Raw genomic sequence first — 22,574 nt, 5'->3', positions numbered from 1 at the left:
GTATCCAAGTATGCCCCGGCAGTCCGAGCGCGCGCAATGCGTTCGGTGCGCGAGTCGCGTAACGCCCCTGCGTCGATGTGGGCCGCGGCCGAATCGATCACGCGAATGTTCGGCGTGCACGCCTCAGGCGTTGCACGCGCGGGTCAAACGCGCCTCGTTCGCACCCGGTTGAGCGCGATGGCGTGCACACAGAGGCGCGCGGGCGACGCACGGCCTTGCAGCGCAAGGTCAACGGGTGGCGTCGTGCCCACGAGATTCTCAAGCTCGCGAGAGCGCAATTAAGCGGTCGAGGCAACACACGAGCGCTTTCTGCGCCGCGCGAGCGTCAAGCTGAAGCGACGCTCGCGCGGCGCCAGTCCACCGCGGACACTCGACGCCCTTCGATCCTGCTCCCCCTCTGCCGACGACTGTCGCTAAGCCCAGGCGCAACGCGCGACAGTGGCGTGGCGAGGGCACGCCGAGCGCCGGCGCACCCGCGAGCGTCGTCGCCCTACGCGCGCGACCCGCCCTGCCAAAAATCAGGCATCCCGCCATGATTTCGAAAGTCACACGCCACGGCCTGCGGTAAAAATCTCCCGGTTGCCCCGGTTGTTGAGTCCGTCCATGCGATGGGCGAGACCGCCGCGCCGTTCGTGGCGGGCGGTGCCACTTCACGATGCGCGCAACGCACGCTACTGCGCAGCTGCGTGGCGGATGGGTCCCCCGTGGTACGCCGGAAAATGGCGGAACCTCTTGCGCCGCGTGCGGCGCTCGCACGCCACGGCCGCACGGCAACGTTTGCCGCGCCTGCGCCGGCTCAAGCCACCGGGCCTCGGGCCAACCGCACCCTGCCCGTTGGTCAGCCGATACGTTGAGCGCACTGCCGACCCTGGAAAAACGCGCTCTCGCCGCTCCTCTTACGCAGGCATCCGTCGTGGATTATATTTCTGGCAATACCTTTTTCCGCGCGTTCTCGGCCGACTCGGCCCCGGGACGCGACCTCGGTCAGGCGGCGGGCAATTACGAAAACACCCCCTGCACAAAAATCGTCAAAGGCTTGATCGGTGTGCTCACCCTGGGCGTTGGCTACGGCATCCTGTATGCGGTGGAAAACCGGTGCAACGTGATCCCGAAAAGGGAGGAGTTTCGCGAAGCGGCCGTCGAGCTTCATCGCGCAATCACGGCTTCGCCGAGGCAAAGAGGGGCGGGCGCTGAAGTCAGCGTGCGTACGCGAGGCGGTCGCGAGATCAAGTTTTGCGAAACATGGGAGGGCGTCCAAATCGTGGATGCCGATGGCAATGTGAGCTTACTGAGGAAACTTACCCTCGAGGGCATACGCGTCAAATTGGCGACGGATTTCGACGCCAATTACGGTGCCTACGCCCCCTATTTATTAAGGCAGAACCGAATGCCGGCAGATTCCCTTCTCCCGCTTTCTGAAAATACCAACCTTGACTCGCTCGCCCAGGCATTGGGCCGGCGCGCGCCCTGGACGGGCCCCGACCTCACGCCGGTCACGCAATGTCGGCCTCTTCTGGAGTTTATGCTGGCGGCCACGCAATTTTTGTTGCGCGAAGACCACCAACGCTTTGGCGTGGACGTGGCGGATTTCTTGTTTGGCAACGTGAATTATTTGCCCGCGGGGCTGGCCGTACCGGACCCGGAGATCCCGGCCGACGTCAAAAGCCAACTGCCGCAGTTGCTGCTCATTTCCGGAAACGAGTCGGATGAGGAGATCTGCGAGAAAATTCGGGTGTTCGGTGGCAAGTTGTGTCGCGATCGGTCCGGCGGGGGCGTCGGAATACGTCCCTGATGCGTCGGCGCCCGCGCGAAACGCTTCACTTGCTATCCCGCTCATCGGCGGGGCACTGTCGCCCCTTCTCCAGCGGCTTGGCCGGCACGCACCGTGCGCCCCTCGCTCCAGTACAGCGCGATATGAATGCGGCCCGTTTGCGCAAGTTTCTCGCGTGATTCGAGTGACAGGATGGGCTGCAGCGCTACATCCGGCCTTGTCGCAGCCGGTGTTGCCGCTGCGAGCCCCTGTGAAAGTCGCTGACTCGTGCCTCATTCCTTACCGCTTGTTGCATTTCTGTCTTTACCGCCACCGCTTTGCTCGGCTGCCGTACCACCGGCCGGATCGCTTTCGCGTCGACTGCATCGCTTTTGTTGCGGATGTTCAACGCCTTCACGAACCGCGCCGTCACGAACCGCGCCGGCATCAGCCTGACTTCGTGCCTCGTCCGCATCAACCGTCTCGCCCAATGATGGGCGCTACTGCAGGCTTCCCTCCCGATTAGGCACGGCGCGCGATTCGCGAAGTTCTCGAGACACTGCGCACGCTTGATCGACTTGTTCACGATCCCGCCTGTGTGCGGGTCAATGAAGTGCACCTGCATAACACGCTTTGCAATGTCGATTCCAACCGGCGTAGCATTCACTTCGGAACCTCCGGTGGCCGGGAAATGCGTGCATTTTCCACCTGGGCACACGGATGCCGTTGGCCCTTGAGGATCCCCCTCCCTTGGCTCTCACATTCGAGGCAGGGCCGCGTTCAGTTCATTCCTTGACCAAATCACCGCGCCGGCGACGAAACAGAAAGATGGGCCGCGAGAACGGATCCTGTTGCCGCACCGCCTCGAGCTTGGCCGCCCGACCGTTAAAGCCACAGCGCCTGTCGGTCACCCCCGCGGCGATCCACACCCGCGTGTTTGATGGCACGCCGATCACCGAAATGCCGCCAGCACCGTGCGGAGCACTCGCGCATCAACGCGACCGGAAAGCTTGAACGTCGCCTGACCGATCCGCACTTCGATCGTGCCCGGATCCCGCCGCACTTGAGCAGCGATGGGGGCGAATATGGGGGCGAGCGCCACCGGCCGCAATAGCGCGGGTTCGACGGCACGCTGCGCCCGATACGTGTGCCGCCATTTGAACAGCATATTGGCGTTGATGCCATGCGCGCGCGCAAGCTCTGAAACCGACACCCTGGGGCTCGCACGCCGCCGCTGCCAGCCGCTGGCGAAACGCCACATCGTGGGGCGCACGACCACGCCGCCCCTTCCCATGATTCTTTTCGGATGCCAAAGTGGTTCCCGTCACTGACGTAGCGGGAGCCACTTTCGCAATCCTTCATCTCGCTCACAAGACGGGATGAATCGAGTGCTTTTCGCGGCCGGCTGTTCTCCGCCTGCAGCGCGCGGGTCGGGCGCGACACACGTGCAGCGCTGAGCTCACGACCCCGCGTCTTGACACCGCCTTCGGAACGGCGGCCACGCCGACGCCACCTCCCTAAGGTCGCCCCCCGGCCCCCGCGAGCCTGCGCGCCGCGGCAGGCGGCCCGACGGTGTCGGCAAGCCTGAGGACCTGAACCCTGAACGCGTGCGTGTGTTGCCATGTCGGCACGGATGGCTCTGACCGGCAATCCTCGGGACAACCAGGAAATTATCAATCTTCCTGCGGTACATGAAATCAAGGCATGGTCAATAGGGCGTTGGCAGCCCACGGCCTCCATGGGTGACGATCGCGCCCGTTAGCCGCAACGCAGCGAGCAACGCCGCGATGGCGGTAATCTCGTTGCGCGTGTCGGCCGGGCGCACCGGCCCGCGCCCTCCACTTAGGCCGCTGCCCTAGGCCGCCCCGACGGATGACGCGTGCGCCGCGCGGATGGGCGCCTTACCATCGAGGGCGAGCATCTGACCCGCCGGAGCCGGGCACAGTCCGCTCATCCACCGCACGTCACATAGACCGAGGTCGAGCGCCGCGAACACTCGCCCAAAGGGATGGTGCGACGCGATGCCTTGCTTCGGCGGCACATGGCCACGCAGCCGGTCCGGCTTCGCTCGCCCCCGTACCGCGATTGCGGACCCACTGACTGCGCCGGCGGGACGGGCGCACAGCGCCACCCGCCGCGTCCGTGTCAGAGCGTGCACCGATGCATCGGTGTTCTGCTGCGCGTCTCGCACAGATCCCCCAACGCTTCTTCCATACCGAGGACTTTACGGTGCGTCTTTCGCCGCACAAAAGACAAAAGTCAACGACTTCGCCGCAGCGTTTGCACGCGCAACCTCAATCCCCGGCTTTCCAGGCGTCATGCTTTTATGCGATAGCCCTGGCGAAAGTCACGGGCACGCCTGAGCTCAGGTGTCCACCTGAGATCAACGGCGCGCCAACGCGTCTACCATGACCCCGTAACGTCGGGTGCCGCCGGCGGTCCTGCAATGAAGGCGGAGTGCGCTCACGCGGCGGCGCATATTGGGTGGGCCACTCACTCGCCTTGAGCTCAGCTTGCCGCCAGCCCGACCATGCCGATCAAACCGACCAAACCGATCGAATTCCCGAACCACCCCCCCACCGTGGCCGAGCCCGGCAAGACGCTGAGCGGGCGGGACCTCAAGGGCCCCCCTGGCCGTGACCAGCAACGCCCTGCAGGCGCTGCAGCAAGGCGAGTTGCGGGTGTTCACGGAGCAGGTCGACGCGGCCTTGCGCAGCGGACAAGTTGGGCTCGACACTCTGCCAGCGTGCTTGACGGCGGTCGAAGCGCTGAAGCGGGACCTCGAGGAAGTAAAGCCCGCCAATGCCACCTATCACTTTGACACGCAATCGGGTGAAGGGGCGGCCGCGTCGCAATTCAAGACGGTACTCACGTCACTGTACGAAACCGGGTACTCATTGGATGGTGTCCGGCAGGAACTCAAAGCCCAAATGGCGAGCGGATCGCCGCCGGGCTGGATGACCCACATGCTCCACCGGGTGGGCACCCTGCTCGGGGCCATCGCTGCTGCGGCAGTGGTCGTGGCCGCGGCGCAGTTGGCGCTGCCGTTCGCCATCACCGTCGGCGCTGCCGGCGCGACGCTCGCCGTCATCGCGGGCATGGTGGCCAAGACCGCAGCGGCGGCCCGGCTGAGCAGCTATGCGGTCCATTGGGAGCAGGACGCTCCCCGACGGGCGTGTTTGGCGCAGCTCGATGATCTTAGAGCGATGGTGATTCGCGCCGAAGTGGACTTGGTGCTTGCCAACATTCGGGATCAACTCACGCCCGAGGCCGCCGAGTATCATGCGCAACTGCTCGCGCCCCCCGTCGTGGACACGAGCGGCAACGCGGTGGACCCTGCGCGGCTAAACTTCCGCCCCATTCTGAAGTTCGTCGGCGATGGCGACGGTAGTGACGATCGGGGCGCGCTGGCCGCGTTTGGGTCGGGCTACATCCTGTTCACCGACGTGGGGCAAGCCATGTTGGCCCAACGTCTGCAAGCGGAAGCGGACTATGTGCTCCAGGACCATAGCAACTTTTCAGACTTTCAAAAAAACGAAGGCCTTTGGGACTTGGCTGACGACCTGTGGGGCGAGATGGCCTTCCGCGAGGGCATCGATCCGCTGATCTTCCTCGGCGATCTCATTCACGACCGATTGGCGTCGAATATGAGGTGGGGTGGTTTCATCCGCGGCTGGCTGAAAAGGTTTGGCGTCACCTTTCTTGCGGGCAATCACGATGATTACCGGGTGAGGGTGGACGAGCGCGGCCAGAAGCGCCCCGTCCCTGACTTTGCTGGCTTTGCCGCCGATTGGGCGACGCGCGAGCAGTGGGAGGCGCACGAGCGCGCCGTCTTTGACGACATTTACTACGATGAAAAGAGCGGCGTGATCGCCAACCACCAAGGCTTCAGAATTGGCCCAGACGGCACCGTACAGACCGCCAAGGGTTTTTTCAGGTTCACGGGCAATCCCAAGGACCTCTTCGAGGACGTCCGTAACAGCCGGCGGGTGGCCATGCCGGAAGACGCCCAGGCGCTGCGCCCCAGTGAGAAGTTACAGCTGCTCATGTCCATCACTTACGGTGACGCGGCCAACCTTGGCCTGACCATGAATCCCAAGATTTTGCTTACCCACGCTCCCGCCGGCGCGTGCACGGCGGATCGCTGGAGCGATGCAAAAGAGGTGGAAATCGCAACTTGGTTGGAGACCTACAATAAACCAGGGTACCTCACCCCCGAGTTCTGGGAAGGGCGTCTGGCGATGTATCATAGCGGCCGAGATCAGTTGGATTTTCACACCAGCTTTCGGCCGTCCTTCGAGGACAACAAAAGCGTGGTCGAGGCCTTCGCGGCGAAGGGCCATCGTCTGATCGTTTTCAAAGGTCACGATGACGAGCGCAAGATAGGCGGCGGGGTATTCTCCATGAATGCGCGCGCGGGTGGCGCGGGTGGGAACCACGACATCCGCCCCACGATGCTGGCCCTGTACGTGCCCGAGGCGGCCGACCCCGCCGCCCCGCCCGTCGGCACGGCTAAGGCAAATCCTTGGTTAACCTTGGCAAGCATCGCCCCCGCCAAGCTGAGTAAGCCCGCGCCCGTGACGAACGGCAACGGGGCCATCGACGCCTCGGGGAACCCCAACCCTGTGTCCGCCTAGGGGGTGCGTAGGTCGTGCGCCAAGGACGAGGGGCTGTCCGGGGCGGATAAAAAAGTGCCGTCTCGCAGCCTGGCAAAAAGGGGGCCGTCGCCATCGGGAGAGTCAGGTGGACGCTACGGTTTCGGGCACCGGGAACCTCGTCGATGAAGCGCGCTGCGAGGCCGCCCACAAAGCCCTTGCACGCGGGCATCGCCAAGGGGCTGAAGCGGTTGCACCGCCCCCCTGGGCAGTGATGTGGCCGTGCGTGCGCGGGGACGTCGCCGATTCGCTGAGCTCAAGCGATCCGGACGAAATGAGGGTCGAGCGCGGCCTGGCGGTGGCTCCCCTCGACGACCCGACGCGGGGTCATCAAGGGGCTGCCGGTTTTTCGACAGAGCGATACGTGCGCGCCGGCGCCCCATCGGTGGGCGCCGGCGCATGGGCGAGACCCATAGCCGGGTCAGAGGCCGGGGGAATATGCTGCCGGGCGGTGGACAAGGCGGGGGCACACCATCGCTTTTCCGCTGCGCGCGCCGTGCTGCCGACGCCGCACGTCGTTTCGTCGAAAAAGCCCTCGTCGGGGGACGCGCGAAAGGCCGTGACCGCTCCCACAAGCGGTGCGAACCGTGCCGCGCTGCAGGCGTTTGGTGTCCGGCGCGAGCTGCCCGTCGAAATCCGCCGGCACCCGTATCGGAATAACCGCGTTGCGCAGGACCGCGCGATCCATCGGCGTGATCGGCGCGTCAGCGCGATGCGGGGTTTCCAAAATTTCCGATATTTCCGTTGTGCCCGCCTCGTGCCGGGCGGCCGCGAGGCCGTGCGCATGATGCGCCAGGGGCGCGGGCTCACCCCCGAGGGACGCTGTGCCTGCCCGGCTGAGCAAGGCTCATGTCGGTCGGCATCCGTGTATCCCAACGGATGGAGCATGTCAGGCCGCGCGTTTGTCAGAGACGTATCGGCGGGTGTATGCCACAGGCGATAAATCATTGCGCCGGGCCTGAATGCGGTGTTGATTGGAGAACCGTTCGATGTACTCAGTGATCGCTTGCCGGGCTTGCGCTCGCGCGTAGCAAAACGGGCGTTGGACATCCGCTCGGTTTTTCACCTGCCCCGAACGGGTCGAGGGGCGTTATCCCCCGGCGTCAGAATAGTTGTCGCCTCTGAACTTCCTTATCAAGTAGAGTCAGAGGTGCAGGTTGAAAGTGAAACAAACGTATTCTGTTGAGTTCAAGGCGCAGGCGCTGTCGAAGGTTCTGCAGCGCGGGAGCCGCACGGTTGGAGCGGTGGCCGACGAATTGAACGTCAACGTACTGACATTAAGGAAAAGGACGAGAGGCGCCAGCGCCACGAACCGGAGCCCGAGCTCTGCAGACCCACGACGACCGAAAGACTGGTCGCGGGAGGAACGGCTGATGGCCTTGCAGGAGAGCCACGGGCTGGTCGACGAAGCCTTGCATGGCTGGTCTCGGGAGCGCGGCTTGTTTGCGCATCATCTGGCGCAGTGGCGTGCGGATTTTTGCGCCGGTGGGGCCGCCGTCAGCCGGCGCGAGAGCGCGCAAGAAGTGCGCGATCTGAAGCAGGCCAATGTCGAGCTGCAGCGCGAGTTGAAACGCAAGGAGAAGGCGCCGGCGGAAGCTGCGGCGCCGCTGGTGCTGCAAAAAAAGTACCGTGCGCTGCTCGGGGACGAGGCCGAATGACGTCGCCTGCGCAGCGCCAAGCATTGATTGGGCTCATCCACGAGGCGACCCTGGCCGGGGCCCGCCAGGCACACGCGTGCAAGATTGTGGGGCTCAGCGCGCGCACCGTTGAACGCCGGCGGCAAGCAAAACCTGACGCAGTGGGCAGGCGCACGTTAAGACACCGCGAGCCGCGCCATAAGCTTGGCGCCGGGGAGCGCGCCGAGCTTCTGTCGGTGGCGAATTCGGCCGAATTTGGTCATCTGCCGCCCCGCCGGATTGTGCCGCGACTGGCAGACCAGCAACGCTATATCGCCTCGGAGTCGACCTTCTACCGGGTTCTGAAGGCCGAGAAGCAACTCGCCCACCGGCGCAGCGAACGGCCGGCCCAGGCCCGCAGCAAACCGCGTGCGGTTTGCGCCTACGCGCCTAACCAGTTGTACAGCCGGGACATCACGTACCTGCCCACGACGGTGCGCGGGCAGTATTTCCATCTGTACCTGTTTCTGGACGTGGTCAGCCGCAAGATCGTTGATTGGCAGGTCTATGCGCAGGAAAGCGGCGTCCTGGTTGGCGAAGTCCTCAAGGACTGGTGCGCGCGCGAAGCGATACAGCCCAATCAGGTGATTCTGCATTCGGATAGTAAGAATACGGGTATCAGATGTTTCCGGGCTTCTCGCGGCTTTCAATGAGGGCTGTCCGGCGACTTTTGGTGCCGTAAAGCGTTCCGGGCGACCTGACCCACATTCCGATCGACGTAGTGTCTTTCCCCTGACCTGTCGATCGTCCGGAACCGCCGAGCGGCGAGGTTTCGCCTCGTCGATACGTGTGACTCAAGAAGGGCCTGACGCTCTGTCGCTTTACTGTCTTGTCCAGGTACTCGATGCCGGTGAAATCGCCTCAATCTCATCGGCAACCGGAGCAAGGCTCATGAAAGAAGAACCGGCTATTTCTGGATATCGCAACGTTGTGGGCGGCGTGGATACCCATAAGGACGTGCATGTTGCAGCTGTCGTTGACGAACACGATCGTCTGCTCGGCAGTGAATGCTTCCCTACCACGCGGCATGGCTACAAACAGATGCTGCTCTGGATGCGCTCATTCGGAGAGCTTGCCCGGGTTGGCGTCGAATGCACCGGCTCCTACGGAGCGGGCTTGCTTCGCTACCTTCAACTGGCCCACGTAACGGTGCTTGAGGTCACGGCACCCGACAGGAGCGACCGGCGCAAACGCGGCAAGGACGACACGCTGGACGCTTGCAACGCGGCGCATGCTGCCTTTGCTGGTGTGCGTACAGTCACGCCCAAGACACGCGACGGCATGATTGAATCGCTGCGCGTTCTGAAAGTCTGCCGGAAGACCGCCATCTCCGCGAGGCGCGTTGCATTGCAACTAATTCACAGTACCATCATCAGCGCGCCTGACGAGTTACGCGAATCGCTGCGCAAGATGACACGGATGCAGCTTATTCGAACATTGGCCGCGTGGCGTCCCGATCTGTCTGACTATCGGAGCCTGATCTCTGCCAACCGGATTGCATTAAAATCACTGGGGCGTCGGTATCTCGAGTTGCACGACGAGATCGCCGACCTCGATGTCATGATCGCGGCTCTGGTCGATGAACTCGCCCCCGATCTGGTCTCCCGGTATTCAATTGGCTATGAGTCCGCTTCGCAACTGCTACTGACCGCTGGCGACAACAGCGACCGGCTTCAGTCAGAGGCCAGCTTCGCCGCCCTCTGTGGAGTGAGTCCCGTCCCGGCGTCTTCTGGCAAGGTGACACGACATCGACTGAATCGCGGTGGAGATCGCGCGGCCAACAGCGCCCTGCACATTATCGCCATCGGTCGATTGCGAACCGACGATCGCACAAAAGCCTATGTCGCCAAACGCGTCAGCGAGGGCCACTCAAAGCTTGAAGCGATTCGATGCCTCAAGCGCTATATCGCACGAGAGGTCTTCTACGCCATCCGGCAACGTTACCGCCAGATCGCGCAGACCCAATTTACCTCTTGACCTTTAGAAGGGCGTCAACGGCGGCCCGATGAAAGGTGCGACGATGCTCGCCACCTTCCAGGCGCTGGGCGTCATGCCCTCGCTCAGCCGTCCGGGCGTGAGCAACGACAACCCATATTCTGAGTCGTTGTTCAAGACCCTGAAGTACCGGCCGACTTACCCGCCGGGGGCATTTGACACCCTGCTCGCAGCACGCACCCGGGTGGGCGCGCTGGTGCGCTGGTACCACCACGAGCATCGTCACAGCGCGACCCGGTTCGTGACGCCGGCGCAGCGCCATGCCAAGCTCGATCAGGACATTCCGGATCGACGTGCGGCGCTTTATGAGGCCGCCCGGCAACGCCATCCGCTGCGCTGGAAAGGCCCGACGCGCAACGGGCAGCGCGTCGATGCTGTGCACCTGAACCCGGATCGCATCGACCACCAGGACGTCGCCGCGCAACGCCGTAGCCGGCAGAGAACGGCCGCCTGAAATTTATTCGGTGAGGCGACAACTAGCGTGAAAAATTCCGTGCCTGCATGACGAGTTGTCGGGTCATGCAATCCCTCCTCGCGTCCCCCCATCTCACCGCTGTACAGGTCGTTGATTCCGGTCGGATAGAACCGGCCTTCGTCAGTCGCAAGTGGAGTAAGAGAGCGGGCGTAGTCGAGCTATCCCCCGGACTCTCCTCCCCGGACCGGACTTGCACCTCTCAGCGCATACGGCTCTCCATTCCAGCGTTGCTCATAGCAAAGGCGACATCGGCATAGCGCGACTCGATGGTGCTGCGTGTCTCGTCACACATGAGGTACGGATTTTCCGAGGGGCTACGCCACCTAAACCGGCCCTTCCGGCTGGTAACCAGACGCCGAAGCGTCACCGCCCCGTACCAACCCCGACTATTCCGGCCATGAAGCCGTCATGCCTTGGCCTGTCGCGGTTCCGGTGCCCGCGCATGATCGCGCGTCAGCGACCTCAATCCGCGCCGAAACCTGCGCGCGAGCCAATCTTCGAACTTCCGGAACGCGGTCCGGTCAAGTTTTCTGCGCATGGGGGCCGTGTAATGGGTGGATTGACAGAAGGCGACCCAGCCGCCGATTTGCCGGTTTAGGCTCTCCATCAGGTCCATCCGGTTCATGCCGTGGTTGCCCGACCGTTGCTTGACTGGCCGCTCGGCAAAGCCCCGGTACTTCTGCCACGGAATCGTTGTCACCGGCCGCATCCGCCCGCGGGGTCCACGCTTGCGGAGGATGCGGTGACCGAGGAAGACGAAGCCGTCGTTCATGTATGTGATACGGGTCTTCTCCATACTCAGGGTGAGCTTCGGTGCGCCTTCGGGGAACTCACGGCATGTTCGCGAGTTCCCTTGACCACGATCACAAGGTCATGCGCATACCGACAGTAGGCGATAGCCGGTGTCCACTGCCGGTTTTCTGAAACAGCAATCGGACGCCGTTTCAGAATCGCGAAGTTCCACGCCCACCGAACCTTGCGCACCTTCATGCCCAGATAGTCCCTCTGCATTCACGCATCGAATTCGTGCAGCATGATGTTGGATAACAGGGGCGAGACGACGACGCCCTGGGGAACGCCTTCACTCGCGGCGCGAAACAGATCTCAATCAAGACAGCCCCCCGCCTTGATGAACTTCCAGAGCAGGGCAAGGAAACGCCGGTCGGCAACGCGCTTGCGGATTCCCTTCAGAAGCAGACGATGATGAACGGTGTCGAAGTGGCCAGCGGGGTGCCCTCCGGTCGCGGCAAGCCTCGCGCTTGAGCGTAAGGCGTGGCGGTTCGTACTACTGCTCGTCGTCTTCGCGTTCGTTGCGGGTGCGGTGTGCGGATTTGTTGAGGCCAAGTCGGCGGGCCCCTGGGGCACGGGGGCCGGGGCATGGGACGCGAAACGAGAGGGGCGGCTATCGTGCTGTCGCCTCGACCGCGAGCATCGTCACACGCAGTGCCATACATCAGCGACAGCACGCCTTGCTTGACGGCCATGGGGGCTTGCGCGGACGCTGACGCTTCGGGCTTTACCACGCTACAGGTTCGCGGCACCGACGGTTTCGTCGGGCCCCTCCGGTGCTCGGCGCTTCGCCAAACGAGCGCTTCGAGGACGCCCCACACGAGCATGCCGCGGACGACGCCACCGCTTCGCTTAGGCGACAAGCCAGTGAGGGCTGGCGAGGTCACCGACTTCGCGAGTCAGACGAATCGGAGACCGGCAGCGCCGGGACGCGCGGCTCCTATGCTTCAGGGGCCGTCCGTGCATAGGTCTCACGCCGCGCGTCCGCCGGGCTCACGAGGCCTCAGGGGCGCTCCCGGAGCCTCAAATAGCCTCACAGCGCCTCACAGAGTCCAAGGGTGGCGCTTGACCGCCGGTCAGTGCGCGGCCCGGCGCCCGCCCCGTTTGTTGCGCCGGCGCTTGCGCGGCACGCCGGTCCGGGAGTGCCCGCCCACGGCAGCCTGTCGCCTGCGTGCCGGGGGCCGGGCTGGACGCGATGTTGGGTATTCGCCTGGACCAAATCAAAGGCCGTAGCGCCCTCGATGGCCGGCTCTGACGCGCTCCCTGTCACTCGATCGGGGTTGGGGCCTTGGCGCGGCGGCGGGCCAAAGGCCGGAGGTCAGCCAATTGCATCCCATTCAAACGCATGCCCGGTACCCCTCGGGGTCTTCTCGATGCAGACGGGGGCGTGCAGGACGCTGTCATGGGTCCGAGCGTTCACGTGAGCGGTGTGCCGCCCGGGGTGCACCGCCGGTACGTATGCGCAAAGACGGCGGACGTGGCGTGGCGCAGGTTGATTCAAGCGGATGAGCGCAGGTCGCTTGCGTGCTGGCAGACACGCTCGCCACGACAGCGGCGTTCCCGCGGCGCGAAGGCTCGTCCCACCCCCCTTTTTGCCCACGCCCATAGGCGTGCTCACGAAAGCCATGCCGGTCGCGGTGCTGCGCCTTGCCACCCTGCCCTCATAGCGCAAGCTGCCACGGCGGCGTAATTGTCGGCGCACATGTACTAAGGCCGGGCCCACCCGCCGGTGTCACGCGTCATAACGCCTCATAGGGGCGTGCAGCGCGTTCAGGGGCGAAGGCCAATGGCGCGCGAGAGAGGTCTTCATCGGCGCGTCTTGCCGGCATCGCTTTGCCTGGGCTCACCACAGGAAAATATAAGCGAGCAATTTTTGCCGGTCTTCTCGGGATGACGCCCATTCAGTGTGCGCTGCTGTTCCCTTACGGTAGGGATTGACCGCGTTCGGAACCAGGGCGCAGAGGCGGCCGAGTTTTTGCGCGTCGGATTCCCTGCCCGGCACGCCCAGCAGGAAGCGAATGATTCGCGAGCTCATCGCCATGGGTTGACCTCGGTGGTGTGACGTGCAAACCATTATAGGCTGCCCGTTGCCGGTGCCAGGTGCCCCAATCGCCTCGACGTTGGCCGGTGCACTGTGGGGAGGACGCAGCACGTCGGCCGGCGCGCGCGAACCTTTTTCGCCGTTCCGGTGGTGGGGGAAGATGGCGCCGCGGGCGGTGGCAAAGCACGCGCGCGGTCCGCGTACGCATCGCACGGCGGCTCGCCGAGCGCCTGCAGGGCCGCGTCTGTGCACAGTGCGTGTCCCGCGCGGGGACCGCCCGCGCGGCGCGGGGACGCGATGTGTCGGCGGCGCCCGCCTATCGCGCGCGTGCGACCCGCTGCGGCATACCCGGCGGTCTTATCGTAGGGAAATGGGCCAGGTCCGGTGCGCGTGCGTGAACGGCCCCCCGGTTTGCCGCCCGCGCCCGCGGCTCACGTTGATGCCGGTTGCGGCGGCGTGCGTCCGGCGCCCACCCGCGTCGCTCATATGGCCGGGTCAGTCGAGCCCTCCGAACCTCGGCGGCGGTCAGGACCGTGAGGCTGTCTCACGACGCCTCGGACCGATGTTCGGTGGCACCTCTGCCGGGACGGTGGCCGGGCGCATCGCCAGCGCCGAGGGCCTGCACCGGATCCTGCGGCGGAGTTGGCCCCGCGGGGGACGCCGTGTCGGCGGCTGACAAATTTTTGAGCGTCGCCTTGTGCGCTCGCGGGGACTCATTCGCGTGCGCGGCACGATGGCGACGGCGCCCCCGTGATTTCCGAAAACCGGGTTTTGCCACTTGATTTCGAAAGGCGGTGGTGCGGACGCCCTGTAAAAAGGAAGGAGCCGTTCGCGTAGGAGCTTCACCACGAAATTCCGGCGAGCGGCGCGGGGGCGGGCATAACGCGCCAATGCGCCCGGGGCCGGTGCGCCCGAGTTTATGGCCCCGGCCCCCGCTGCCGTGGGCGGCATGCCGGCCCCTGCCGGCGCCGGGCGTTGTCCGGGGGCCGCGGATGGCGGCGGGCAACACGTGCGGGCGGAGCCGGGTGGGCCGTATCGCAGCCAGGCGCTCGCCGTTTTATTGCCTCACCTTTTCATTCGCTTGCCATGGAGAGCCAACATGCGAACCGGTGCCGTAGGCGCAGGAAGTTACCAATACCGTCCTGCTCCGGCGAATATCACGCAAGGTCAGCCGGGTCAGCCGCCCGAGGCCGACGAACCCCCGACCGAAGGCGGACACGACAGTGCCCTGGACAGTGGTCTGCGCCCGGGCCAGGACGTTGACACCGCCGTGCGACACGCCGGGCATGCCGGCGCGCTTGACTCGGCGTTCGCGCCCGCAAGTGAGCAAGAGGAAGAAGAAAAATACGATTTCTCCCCGTCGAGCCCGCATCAGCGATACGTCGAGCGTCTGGCGCGGATGGACGCGGCGCAGGCCTCGTTAGACCTGCGACGAACGCTCGGCATTGACGAGCCCGGCACACCCGGCACGACCGAGCGCGCGGGGCCCGATGCGTCAAGCTCATCGCGGTTGCCCGCAAGCGACGGGGCGGCGCGCGAGCACGGGCCTACGTGGTCGCGCGCGAGTGCTCCGAGCGGTGGCATCCGATTGGAAGCGGGTGCCGTCGGCTCCGACACGTCGCCGCGGGTGGCACTCCTGATTGCGGCGGAGGGCGCGCCAAATCGCCGTGCGGAGCTTGAGGCGCCCTTGTTGTCGCCACCGGCAGGAGAGACGGACGCGCGCGCTTCGGTATTGGTGCAGATCGCCAAGGCAACGGTGGTGCCACAACAGAAACTGCGAAAGGGGGGATCGAAGCTGTACTGGTTCTGGTCGGTCATGGCGGCGGGATACGGTGTGGCCCAATGGCTCAAACAAGGAGAGAGGGGCGCACCTTTCTTTTTCATGGGGATGATCGGCGCGGGGGCCACCGAGGCAATCTATGTGTGCAAAAAGCGGCTCCACCAGAGTGCCGGGCGCCGCGACCTTAAAGCAAGGCTCAGACAATTGGGCGGTGCGAGGGCGCGATACATTGTGGACGCCACGCGCATTAAGCGCCCGCAGGCGAACGCCGCGGACGTGAGGCGTGCGTCGAGTGAGGACGCTTTGGCGGCGCTTGAGTCCGACGAGATTTCGGGTTACCTGGCCCATCAGAAAATGTCGGAGGGGCCGTCGCTGACGATGTTGGCTCGTGACACACCGCTGCAGTTGGGCGGCGTCGCGGCGAAAACGCTCACGTTAATCGGCAATGTCTGGAAGCGATTTTCAACCGTTGTGCCCAGCACGGTCGGCGCCATGGTCGGCGCCGGCGCCGGTCTGCTTCATGGGTTGCAGGGCGTGCAGGAGCGCACGCGCGCAAAATCGGCCGGGCAGGCGTTGCGAAGGTTTGATGAGGTCACCCTCTCGCGCTCGGTCGCGGCGGCCGGCACGCCGTTCGCCGTCTTGGAGGCGCTGGACGAGAGCGTGCGCACGTCGCGGGAGCACACCAGGTTTAAGACGCTGCTTGGCCGCGCGGACATGAACGAACTCAAGGCCCTCGCGCAGGTAACGCAAGAGGTTCGCACCGCCTTTGCGCAGAACGTGAGCGATGAGATCAAGGCTTGCGACGAGCAATCTAAGTGGGCCCTATTCCGCTTGTTCTACGGGCTGGTGGCCTCCGGGGTGTCCGGCGTCGCCGGTGCACTCGTGCTGGCAAGAGCGGGCGATTCGCGGATGAAAGCCGTGACAACAGTCTCGGCGGGAGTGACGACGTTTTGGCTTAGCTCTACCGCGGTTCGGATGGACAAGGCCGACCGGGCGCGCAAGCACGCCCTCAGCCCGACGGCTACGCCGGCGGAGCGCGCGAAAATTGCGCATTGGATAAGTGTCCCGCTCGCCGACCTGGAGACGGTCATGGTCACCGTGGAGCTGCGTGGGCGCTTTTTCCTTAGCGTGCTGCTGCTGCGATATCTGGCGATACCTAAGCCGCTCGACAAAGGGGCCCTGCAGACGCTTGCCGAGGAAGCCGCGGACCTTCGCCGCAAGAGCGCCAAGCGTGTGTTGGCACTGGTCGGCTTTCCGCATGCCGGGATCATGGGGCTGGCGACGATCGCGCAGGAGGGCACCCGAGAATCGCGTATCAGCGCGGTCGAATATATCGACGCCCATATTAAGGGAAAGGCGGCGTTGGAAAAGATAATCTCGGACGCCGCGCATATCGAGCGACCGACGTTAGCCCTGCCTCACGACCCGCAGGTCGTGGGCGTACACCACGACGAGCGGGCCGTCGAGTGAGCGCCGCCGGCGCCAAGGGGCGGCGGCGCCGCCCGATGCTGCACGCTCGGCGCCGAGGGTGCAGGGAAGGCCGCGCGCGAGGTGCCGGCAGTGCGTCCGGCCAAGGGCGAGGTGCCGCGTGAGCGCGCGGGAGACTCGCCGACCGTCCTCATGCTGACATCATTTCGCCGGCGGCCGCGTCAGTGATGCGCAGGTGAGCCGCCTGTGCGCCTGCGATTGTGATGGGAGTGGCTGAGAACACTATGTCATCGAAAGCCACGACGGCAGCGTCGGAGGTGGCATGGCACGACGAAAAATCAGCAATGAACGGTGAAAGGCGCTTGAATCGTTGTGGCCGGTTGCAGCGTCTTCGGCGGGAGACGGGCGGCCTCGTGTGGAAAATCGGGCGGCCCCACAACGGCATTCTGTTTGTCCTGCACCCCGGAATTCCATGGGAAAATCCGCCGCAAGCACTTGGCTTGGCAGTGGCATGGCATGGCATGCCGGCGCCGGTTGCGAGATCGGCAATCCGAGGGCGTCGGGGAACGATTGCATCGGGCCCGGCTCAGGCGCTTACGTGAGCCGGACCGGATCGGCGGGAGCCGGGCATGTATCGATGGTACAACCGTGCCGCCCTGGCCACACGCCCGGGACGTCGTCGAGCGGCATGACGGAGCACTCGGGCTGAACGCCGTTCGCGTGGACCGTAACAGCCGACCATGACGTGTACCTCTGTTTAATGTGTAATAGCTTGGACCACGTCTGACCGTTGGCGGTTTCTCCCAGCACAGCATGGTTCGTCGCATCCGGTGACGGCAACGTTGCGCTCCCTGAACCGCAGCGAGTCCACCACGACGCAAGGTCCGAAAGTCATTCGTGCCAACGTCGGCATCCTCGAGCTGGCCCGCCGGCTCGGTAATGTCGGTCAAGCCGGTCGCGTGACGGGCTGTTCACGCGACAGTTTTTACCGGTTCAAAGCTCTGTACGAGACGGGCGGCGAAGCCGCCCTGCAGGCAATCTCTCGGCGGCGCTCGCCGCCCAAGCATCGCGTGGAGCCGCAGGTCGAAGCCGCGGTGGTCGAGGCGGCCCTGGCGTTGCCCGCCTACGGCCCGATGCGCTTCGCCCATGAGGCGCTCAAACGCCATGCGTGGCACGTCTCGCCCCAAGGCGTGCGCGGTATCCGGCGACGTCACGACAGGACCTCACGACAGGACCTCGCTACCTCGTGACCATGAACAAACGCCTGACGGCGTGGCAGGCCGACTCCCCGCAGCAAGGGCCGGTGCTCACCCGGACCCGACCCGATCCGACTCGCCTCGCCGCGCTCGCGCCGGCCAAGCGTGAGAAGCAACGCACGGCGCATGCGAGTCAGCGTGTCGCCGCGACCGCGGCGCTCGCAACACCTTCTGCGTCGGCACGCTCCACGGGGTGGGCCGGGGCTGACGGCCGACGTTCGTCGAGACCGACGCGCAGGTCGCGTTCGCCAAGCGCCACGATCGCACACCGCCACGGCCGGTGGCCGATTGGCTCAACGACCGCGTTGTGCCCTTCTTTGATAGCCACGGCATCCCGCCGATGCGCCTCCTCACCGATCATGGCACCGACTATTGCGGTCACCCCAAGCCTCATGCGTATGAGCGTCGGCCGGCGTTGGAAAACATCGGCCACCCCCGGACTTGTGCCCGGTCGCCCGGACCAACGGCATCGTCGATGCGGTCGCACAAGGCGAGGCTAAACGCGTGCTATCGCGTCGCCTTTCGCAAGAAAATCTACGCCAGACACGACGGCGCCGCCGCACCGCAGTGCCGACCGCGATATCCGGCCTGACGCGTTTGACGCGTCCAACATGCGGCGAGAACATCAAGATCGACGGTGCGATGGCAAGACGCCCATGCAGACTTTCCTCAGTTCTCGCTCGCTCGCCAAGAAGAAACGCATTGCTCATTCACTCGCCGTGGCGGCTTAATCCGTCCAACCACCTGTCAGCTCAAGTCTCAGCCAATACACGCGAGAACCTCGGCCTGACAACGTAAAACAGTCTGAGAAAGCAGCCGCATCCCCAACGGGTCAGTTCCGGGTGCACATCGACCGGCATGCGCAGACCGCGCGATGAGAAATACTTCTGCCTCGGCATGCGCGCGGCTTTGTCCATCGAGCCACGATGCTCCAAAAAAAAGGTTCATCGCGCAATAGCGTGGAGGGATTTGACAAGTTTTCGTACTCTTGATGGCAGGAATTTGCCATCAGGAGTGCGTGGAGATGCTGGATCGCAAGCTGCTGGAGTCGCTGGGAGGCTGGCAGGGCTATGCCGTCGAACGCGTGGAGTGGCCCGAGGGCACAGGGCGCACGCTGTCGATCTATTTGAAGCCAACCGCCAAGGTGATGCTGTGCGAGCAGTGCGGCGCACGATGTCGCCAGGTCCATGAGACCACGGTGCGCCGGGTGCGAGATCTGCCGTTATTTGAGTACCGGGTTGTTCTTCATGTTCCACGCCGGCGCTTGTTGTGTGAGCAATGCGGTGGCCCGCGCCTGGAGCGGCTTACTTGGCTGGGTCGCTACCAGCGGGTGACGGATCGGCTTGCGGCGGCCTGCAGCCAATTGCTGCAATCGAGCAACGTGCAGGCGGTGGCGAGGTTCTTCGAGCTGGGTTGGCATACCGTCAAGACGCTGGACAAGGCCCGGCTCCGAGCGTCAGTGCGCGAACCGGATTGGTCCAGGATCGAGTATTTAGCGATGGACGAGTTCGCCCTGCATAAAGGGCATCGGTACGCGACGGTAGTCGTCGATCCGATCAGCAGGCAGGTGCTGTGGATCGGCCCAGGACGCTCACGCGAGACGGCTCGGGCGTTCTTCGAGCAATTGCCGCGTGGGGTCGCCCAACGCATCAAGGCCGTAGCCATCGACATGACTACGGCCTACGAGTTAGAAATCCAGGCCCACTGCCCACGGGCGGAGATCGTCTATGACTTGTTCCATGTCGTGGCCAAGTACGGACGAGAGGTCATTGATCGGGTGCGCGTGGATCAGGCCAACCAACTGCGCCAGGACCGTCCCGCGCGCCGGGTCATCAAATCGAGCCGCTGGCTGTTATTGCGCAACCGCGACAAGCTAGACCGGCAGCAGGCCGTCCGGCTCGACGAATTGCTGCAAGCCAACCAGCCGCTGCTGACGGTCTATGTCCTGAGGGACGAACTCAAGCGGCTCTGGTTCTACCGAAGACCTGCCTGGGCAAAACAAGCCTGGCACCACTGGTGCGAGCAGGCCGAGCAAAGCGGAATAGCCCCCTTGAACACCTTCGCTCAGCGTCTGAAAGGCTATCTGCATGGCATCCTGGCCAGATGCCGACATCGTCTAAACACCAGCATCGTTGAGGGCATTAACAACACTATCAAGGTCATTAAGCGGCGCGCCTACGGCTACCGCGACGAGGAATATTTCTTCCTCAAAATCCGCGCCGCCTTCCCCGGTAATGCTCAATGAACCAAAAAAAAGCCGCAGACAAGCTGCGGCGAAGAGGGAACCGGGTGCGACACGCGATTCCCCCCTGGGTCCGAAGATATCCTGTGCGCGTTCTCAATTAACGTTTGGCTGCATCGTCGTCGACCGCATCACGAGCCAGATAGGCCGCCGTGACCTGCGGAAGATGCGCCAGCAGCCACCGCGCCATTTCAATCTCCTGCGCAAGGATCGCTTCGCAAGTCTGGCGTACGTCGTCGCACCCGCACTCTCGGGCGGCTGCGATGAGCGTCGTGTACGCGGCGATTTCGATGTTCTCGAAGACGAAGCCCGCCATCGCTCCCTTGACCACTTCGTCCGACGCGAGGCCACCGCCCAGCGCCTGTGCGAATGCGCCCATCCGAGCGGCAAGATCCTTCATCGCGGAAGGGCCGCTGTCGAGTCCTTCCAAGCACGCTTCGAGCGCCTTCTGTTGCCCGATCGTCTCGTCGATATGCTGCTCGATTCGCGTCTTCAGCTCGGGATAATTGTTAAGTCGCGACGCCTGCGCTTTGAGCATGGTTTCGGCATGCTTTTCCATCGCATAAGCGTCTTGCAGCCAGTCGACCAGATGGTCTATCGATTCGTTCATGTCAATCTCCATTTACGTTGGCGTCCGGTTTGGCAAAGCTTCCCCACGGCATGTACCGCAAGCTCACGCCCCGCCCGTCGCGATATCCGACGGCCCTTGCTTGACGCTCGTCAGATGCTCGTTCTCGTGCGCCGGCGCATCCCGGAAGGCATCCGCCGTTTCCGACAGCCCTCGCGCCCGCGCCGTCGCGATCGGTCACTCCCGGCCGCATTGATCCGTCGCCTCCCCCGAGAGGAGCGCCGTCAGCGCCTGCGACACGTCGGTGCGCGGATCGCACATCACCTGCACAAGACCCGGGCTCGTCACGCCGCAAACCTCCGCCGCCGGGGTCTGCGCCGTGGGATCCGCACTCGGCTTGACGATGCAATCGCAGAGCAACGCAAAATGCGCTGCCTCTTCTGCGCTGCGCGCAAGGGTTCGAGTCGCGCCTTCATTTTCCCCTCGCCCCCATCTGCACTGCCTTGTGCAGCACGCTCGCCACGAAATCGCGCTGAGTGCACATGCGCGAGAGAATATGCGTCAGACGAAGGGCGTCGCTCTGCACGCCGTTCATCAAAATGACGCGCACGCGGGCGAACGCGTCGTCGTCCGGCTTGCTGATCGGCTTGTTGATCGGCTTGCCGACCGTTTCCTTCCCCGTGAATTTCCGCCTACCCGGCGGCGTGCCTTTCGCGTCCGGCAAGTACGTCAAGCTTTCCATGAGGTTTGCTCGTGGGTGGACGAGTGTCCCATCTCGGCTGCAATTGCCGTGCCATCGCGCTTTCCCTGCCCCTGGGGACAGGAAGAAAGGCGGTTGTTGGAAAAAATACACTTATATGTAAAGAGCGCTTCGCCGCAGCGAGCCGCAAACCTGCGCCGAACCTCCTGCGTCGCGCCGCGATAGCCGCAGGTCATCGAACGATGGAACGCGGGGTTGGCGTCAGTCCCTTGGATTCCGGGAGCCGCCGCAGCGCGAGTCTCGATCCCCGGGAGGGGCGACGCCCCGGCCGCGCGCGTGCCACCCCCGTTCAGGCGCTCGGCCGCCCCCGCCCGTCGGGGTAAGCCGGTGCCGCCCCGACCGGACATGCGTGCGGCCGGGGAAGCCCGGCGGACGTGCGAAGCGCGGCTCCGGGACCGCCGGCTACAGGAGGACGACGAGGAAGAAACAGCCCGAACGTCGCAATGCCACGACGGATCCAAAAATGCTGACGCCGCCGTTCAGCGGCGCCCCACTGCCCCGCCTCCACAATGACCGAACGCGAACTCCACGATGTATCTCGTCGGCAGACTGGTGTCGAGACATCTCACACGCCGCCGGTGAAACCACCCGCGGCACCGTGTCTCGTTGCTCGGTTGTGGCTGGGTAAAGCGCTCGACCGTGACTCCGAAACGTGGTGACGCGTGTTAAGCCCGCCAACGGCGAATAAATACGAGACTGCGGGCGCATGGATCGCGGTTTGCTCATCCAGTTCACGTCGGGCGGCGGAGGGCACTGCTGCGTGGCGTTTCAACGCACCGCCGGGAAGCGACCCACAGCCGACATCAGGAGCGACACGAGGCCCCCGTGAACCGCGTCGGCGTACGACAGTGGCCCGTGCGCTCACCTCACCCGCGGCTCCCGCACCTAGGGTGAATGGGAATGCAGCCGCCCGGGGGACAGGCCGCTTCTTTCGCGGACCCCGGGCAGCCGTTGCGTATCGCGGTACTGCGACCCAACGCGCCCTCAGTGCGCTCGCGACACGCTCTTGGCGAGCGACAGCGCGCGAGATCGGCCTTTGCCGCCAATCTCCTCACGCGCCAGCGGAAACCTCACAATTCACCCCGCAGTGTACCGCGCCCGCTCCATGGATAACCGCGATAACCGCTCCGGCAGCGTGCTTGGATCGGAGCTGTCAGGG

The 22,574-nt window shown here is 64.4% G+C and carries 14 protein-coding genes and 5 pseudogenes; 10 read left to right on the top strand and 9 right to left on the bottom strand.

What is annotated here, in order from left to right; genetic code table 11:
* Positions 1-913: 913 nt before the first annotated feature.
* A complete protein-coding gene (locus tag MB84_RS25260) occupies positions 914-1,792 on the top strand; it encodes a hypothetical protein (RefSeq protein WP_052654380.1) in 879 nt (292 codons plus the stop codon).
* A 259-nt stretch (positions 1,793-2,051) separates the two neighbouring features.
* Here the strand turns inward: MB84_RS25260 and MB84_RS30610 are convergent.
* The 4 genes and pseudogenes from MB84_RS30610 to MB84_RS31880 all read right to left on the bottom strand — a co-directional run.
* Positions 2,052-2,417 (bottom strand): annotated as a pseudogene (locus MB84_RS30610) (IS110 family transposase); the annotation flags it as partial.
* A gap of 118 nt (positions 2,418-2,535) precedes the next feature.
* Positions 2,536-2,679 carry an IS66 family insertion sequence element accessory protein TnpB gene (gene tnpB / locus MB84_RS29300; RefSeq protein WP_281192333.1) on the bottom strand — a complete coding sequence of 48 codons (144 nt, stop codon included), beginning with the start codon at positions 2,677-2,679 and terminating at the stop codon, positions 2,536-2,538.
* 23 nt (positions 2,680-2,702) lie between these two features.
* Positions 2,703-3,029 carry a transposase gene (locus MB84_RS25250; RefSeq protein ID WP_245725612.1) on the bottom strand — a complete coding sequence of 109 codons (327 nt, stop codon included), beginning with the start codon at positions 3,027-3,029 and terminating at the stop codon, positions 2,703-2,705.
* A 576-nt stretch (positions 3,030-3,605) separates the two neighbouring features.
* Complete coding sequence (locus MB84_RS31880) at positions 3,606-3,908, bottom strand: hypothetical protein (protein WP_483825101.1); 303 nt, start codon at positions 3,906-3,908, stop codon at positions 3,606-3,608.
* A 478-nt stretch (positions 3,909-4,386) separates the two neighbouring features.
* Between MB84_RS31880 and MB84_RS25245 the strand changes: the two genes are divergently transcribed.
* Positions 4,387-6,387 (top strand): metallophosphoesterase, encoded by a 2,001-nt coding sequence (locus tag MB84_RS25245; RefSeq protein WP_052654374.1) that lies wholly within the window; start codon positions 4,387-4,389, stop codon positions 6,385-6,387.
* Between the two features lie 907 nt (positions 6,388-7,294).
* Here the strand turns inward: MB84_RS25245 and MB84_RS31790 are convergent.
* Entirely contained in the window at positions 7,295-7,471 is a 177-nt protein-coding gene (locus tag MB84_RS31790; protein WP_084010108.1) for an IS3 family transposase, read from the bottom strand.
* A 97-nt stretch (positions 7,472-7,568) separates the two neighbouring features.
* Here MB84_RS31790 and MB84_RS25240 point away from each other — a divergent pair, with 97 nt between their 5' ends.
* The 4 genes and pseudogenes from MB84_RS25240 to MB84_RS25225 form a co-directional block, all read left to right on the top strand.
* The gene (locus tag MB84_RS25240) at positions 7,569-8,063 is read left to right on the top strand and encodes a transposase (RefSeq protein WP_245725619.1); all 495 of its coding nucleotides are present in this window, start codon (positions 7,569-7,571) and stop codon (positions 8,061-8,063) included.
* Entirely contained in the window at positions 8,060-8,734 is a 675-nt protein-coding gene (locus MB84_RS25235; protein WP_084010107.1) for a DDE-type integrase/transposase/recombinase, read from the top strand. Before MB84_RS25240 ends, MB84_RS25235 begins: the two co-directional genes overlap by 4 nt.
* 238 nt (positions 8,735-8,972) lie before the next feature.
* Positions 8,973-10,058: an IS110 family RNA-guided transposase gene (locus tag MB84_RS25230; RefSeq protein WP_046289963.1), complete on the top strand. Its 1,086-nt coding sequence runs from the start codon at positions 8,973-8,975 to the stop codon at positions 10,056-10,058.
* A gap of 16 nt (positions 10,059-10,074) precedes the next feature.
* Positions 10,075-10,530, top strand: a pseudogene (locus MB84_RS25225) (integrase core domain-containing protein); the annotation flags it as partial.
* Between the two features lie 427 nt (positions 10,531-10,957).
* Here the strand turns inward: MB84_RS25225 and MB84_RS31165 are convergent.
* Together MB84_RS31165 and MB84_RS30170 are read right to left on the bottom strand one after the other, a co-directional pair.
* Positions 10,958-11,347: a group II intron maturase-specific domain-containing protein gene (locus tag MB84_RS31165; RefSeq protein ID WP_245725611.1), complete on the bottom strand. Its 390-nt coding sequence runs from the start codon at positions 11,345-11,347 to the stop codon at positions 10,958-10,960.
* Positions 11,348-13,183: 1,836 nt separating this feature from the next.
* Positions 13,184-13,381, bottom strand: a complete 198-nt coding sequence (locus MB84_RS30170; RefSeq protein WP_157122959.1) for a hypothetical protein — start codon at positions 13,379-13,381, stop codon at positions 13,184-13,186.
* A gap of 1,099 nt (positions 13,382-14,480) precedes the next feature.
* On the opposite strand from MB84_RS30170, the gene MB84_RS25215 reads away from it, so the two are divergent.
* The 4 genes and pseudogenes from MB84_RS25215 (at position 14,481) to MB84_RS25205 (ending at position 20,090) form a co-directional block, all read left to right on the top strand.
* A complete protein-coding gene (locus MB84_RS25215; protein WP_157122957.1) occupies positions 14,481-16,631 on the top strand; it encodes a hypothetical protein in 2,151 nt (716 codons plus the stop codon).
* A 328-nt stretch (positions 16,632-16,959) separates the two neighbouring features.
* Positions 16,960-17,246: pseudogene (locus MB84_RS31160) on the top strand (transposase); the annotation flags it as partial.
* A gap of 194 nt (positions 17,247-17,440) precedes the next feature.
* Positions 17,441-18,576 (top strand): annotated as a pseudogene (locus MB84_RS31785) (helix-turn-helix domain-containing protein).
* Positions 18,577-18,869: 293 nt separating this feature from the next.
* Positions 18,870-20,090, top strand: coding sequence for an ISL3 family transposase (locus MB84_RS25205; protein WP_046292470.1), 1,221 nt, complete (start codon positions 18,870-18,872; stop codon positions 20,088-20,090).
* A gap of 97 nt (positions 20,091-20,187) precedes the next feature.
* On the opposite strand, the gene MB84_RS25200 is transcribed toward MB84_RS25205, so the two are convergent.
* The gene (locus MB84_RS25200) at positions 20,188-20,697 is read right to left on the bottom strand and encodes a ferritin-like domain-containing protein (RefSeq protein ID WP_052654632.1); all 510 of its coding nucleotides are present in this window, start codon (positions 20,695-20,697) and stop codon (positions 20,188-20,190) included.
* A gap of 502 nt (positions 20,698-21,199) precedes the next feature.
* Positions 21,200-21,397, bottom strand: a pseudogene (locus tag MB84_RS25190) (hypothetical protein); the annotation flags it as partial.
* Positions 21,398-22,574: the final 1,177 nt, after the last annotated feature.

The sequence above is a fragment of the Pandoraea oxalativorans genome (assembly GCF_000972785.3).
GTDB classification, from domain to species: Bacteria; Pseudomonadota; Gammaproteobacteria; order Burkholderiales; family Burkholderiaceae; genus Pandoraea; species Pandoraea oxalativorans.
Note: the sequence above shows the minus strand (reverse complement) of the source record. Positions and strands in the feature narration are given on the sequence as shown.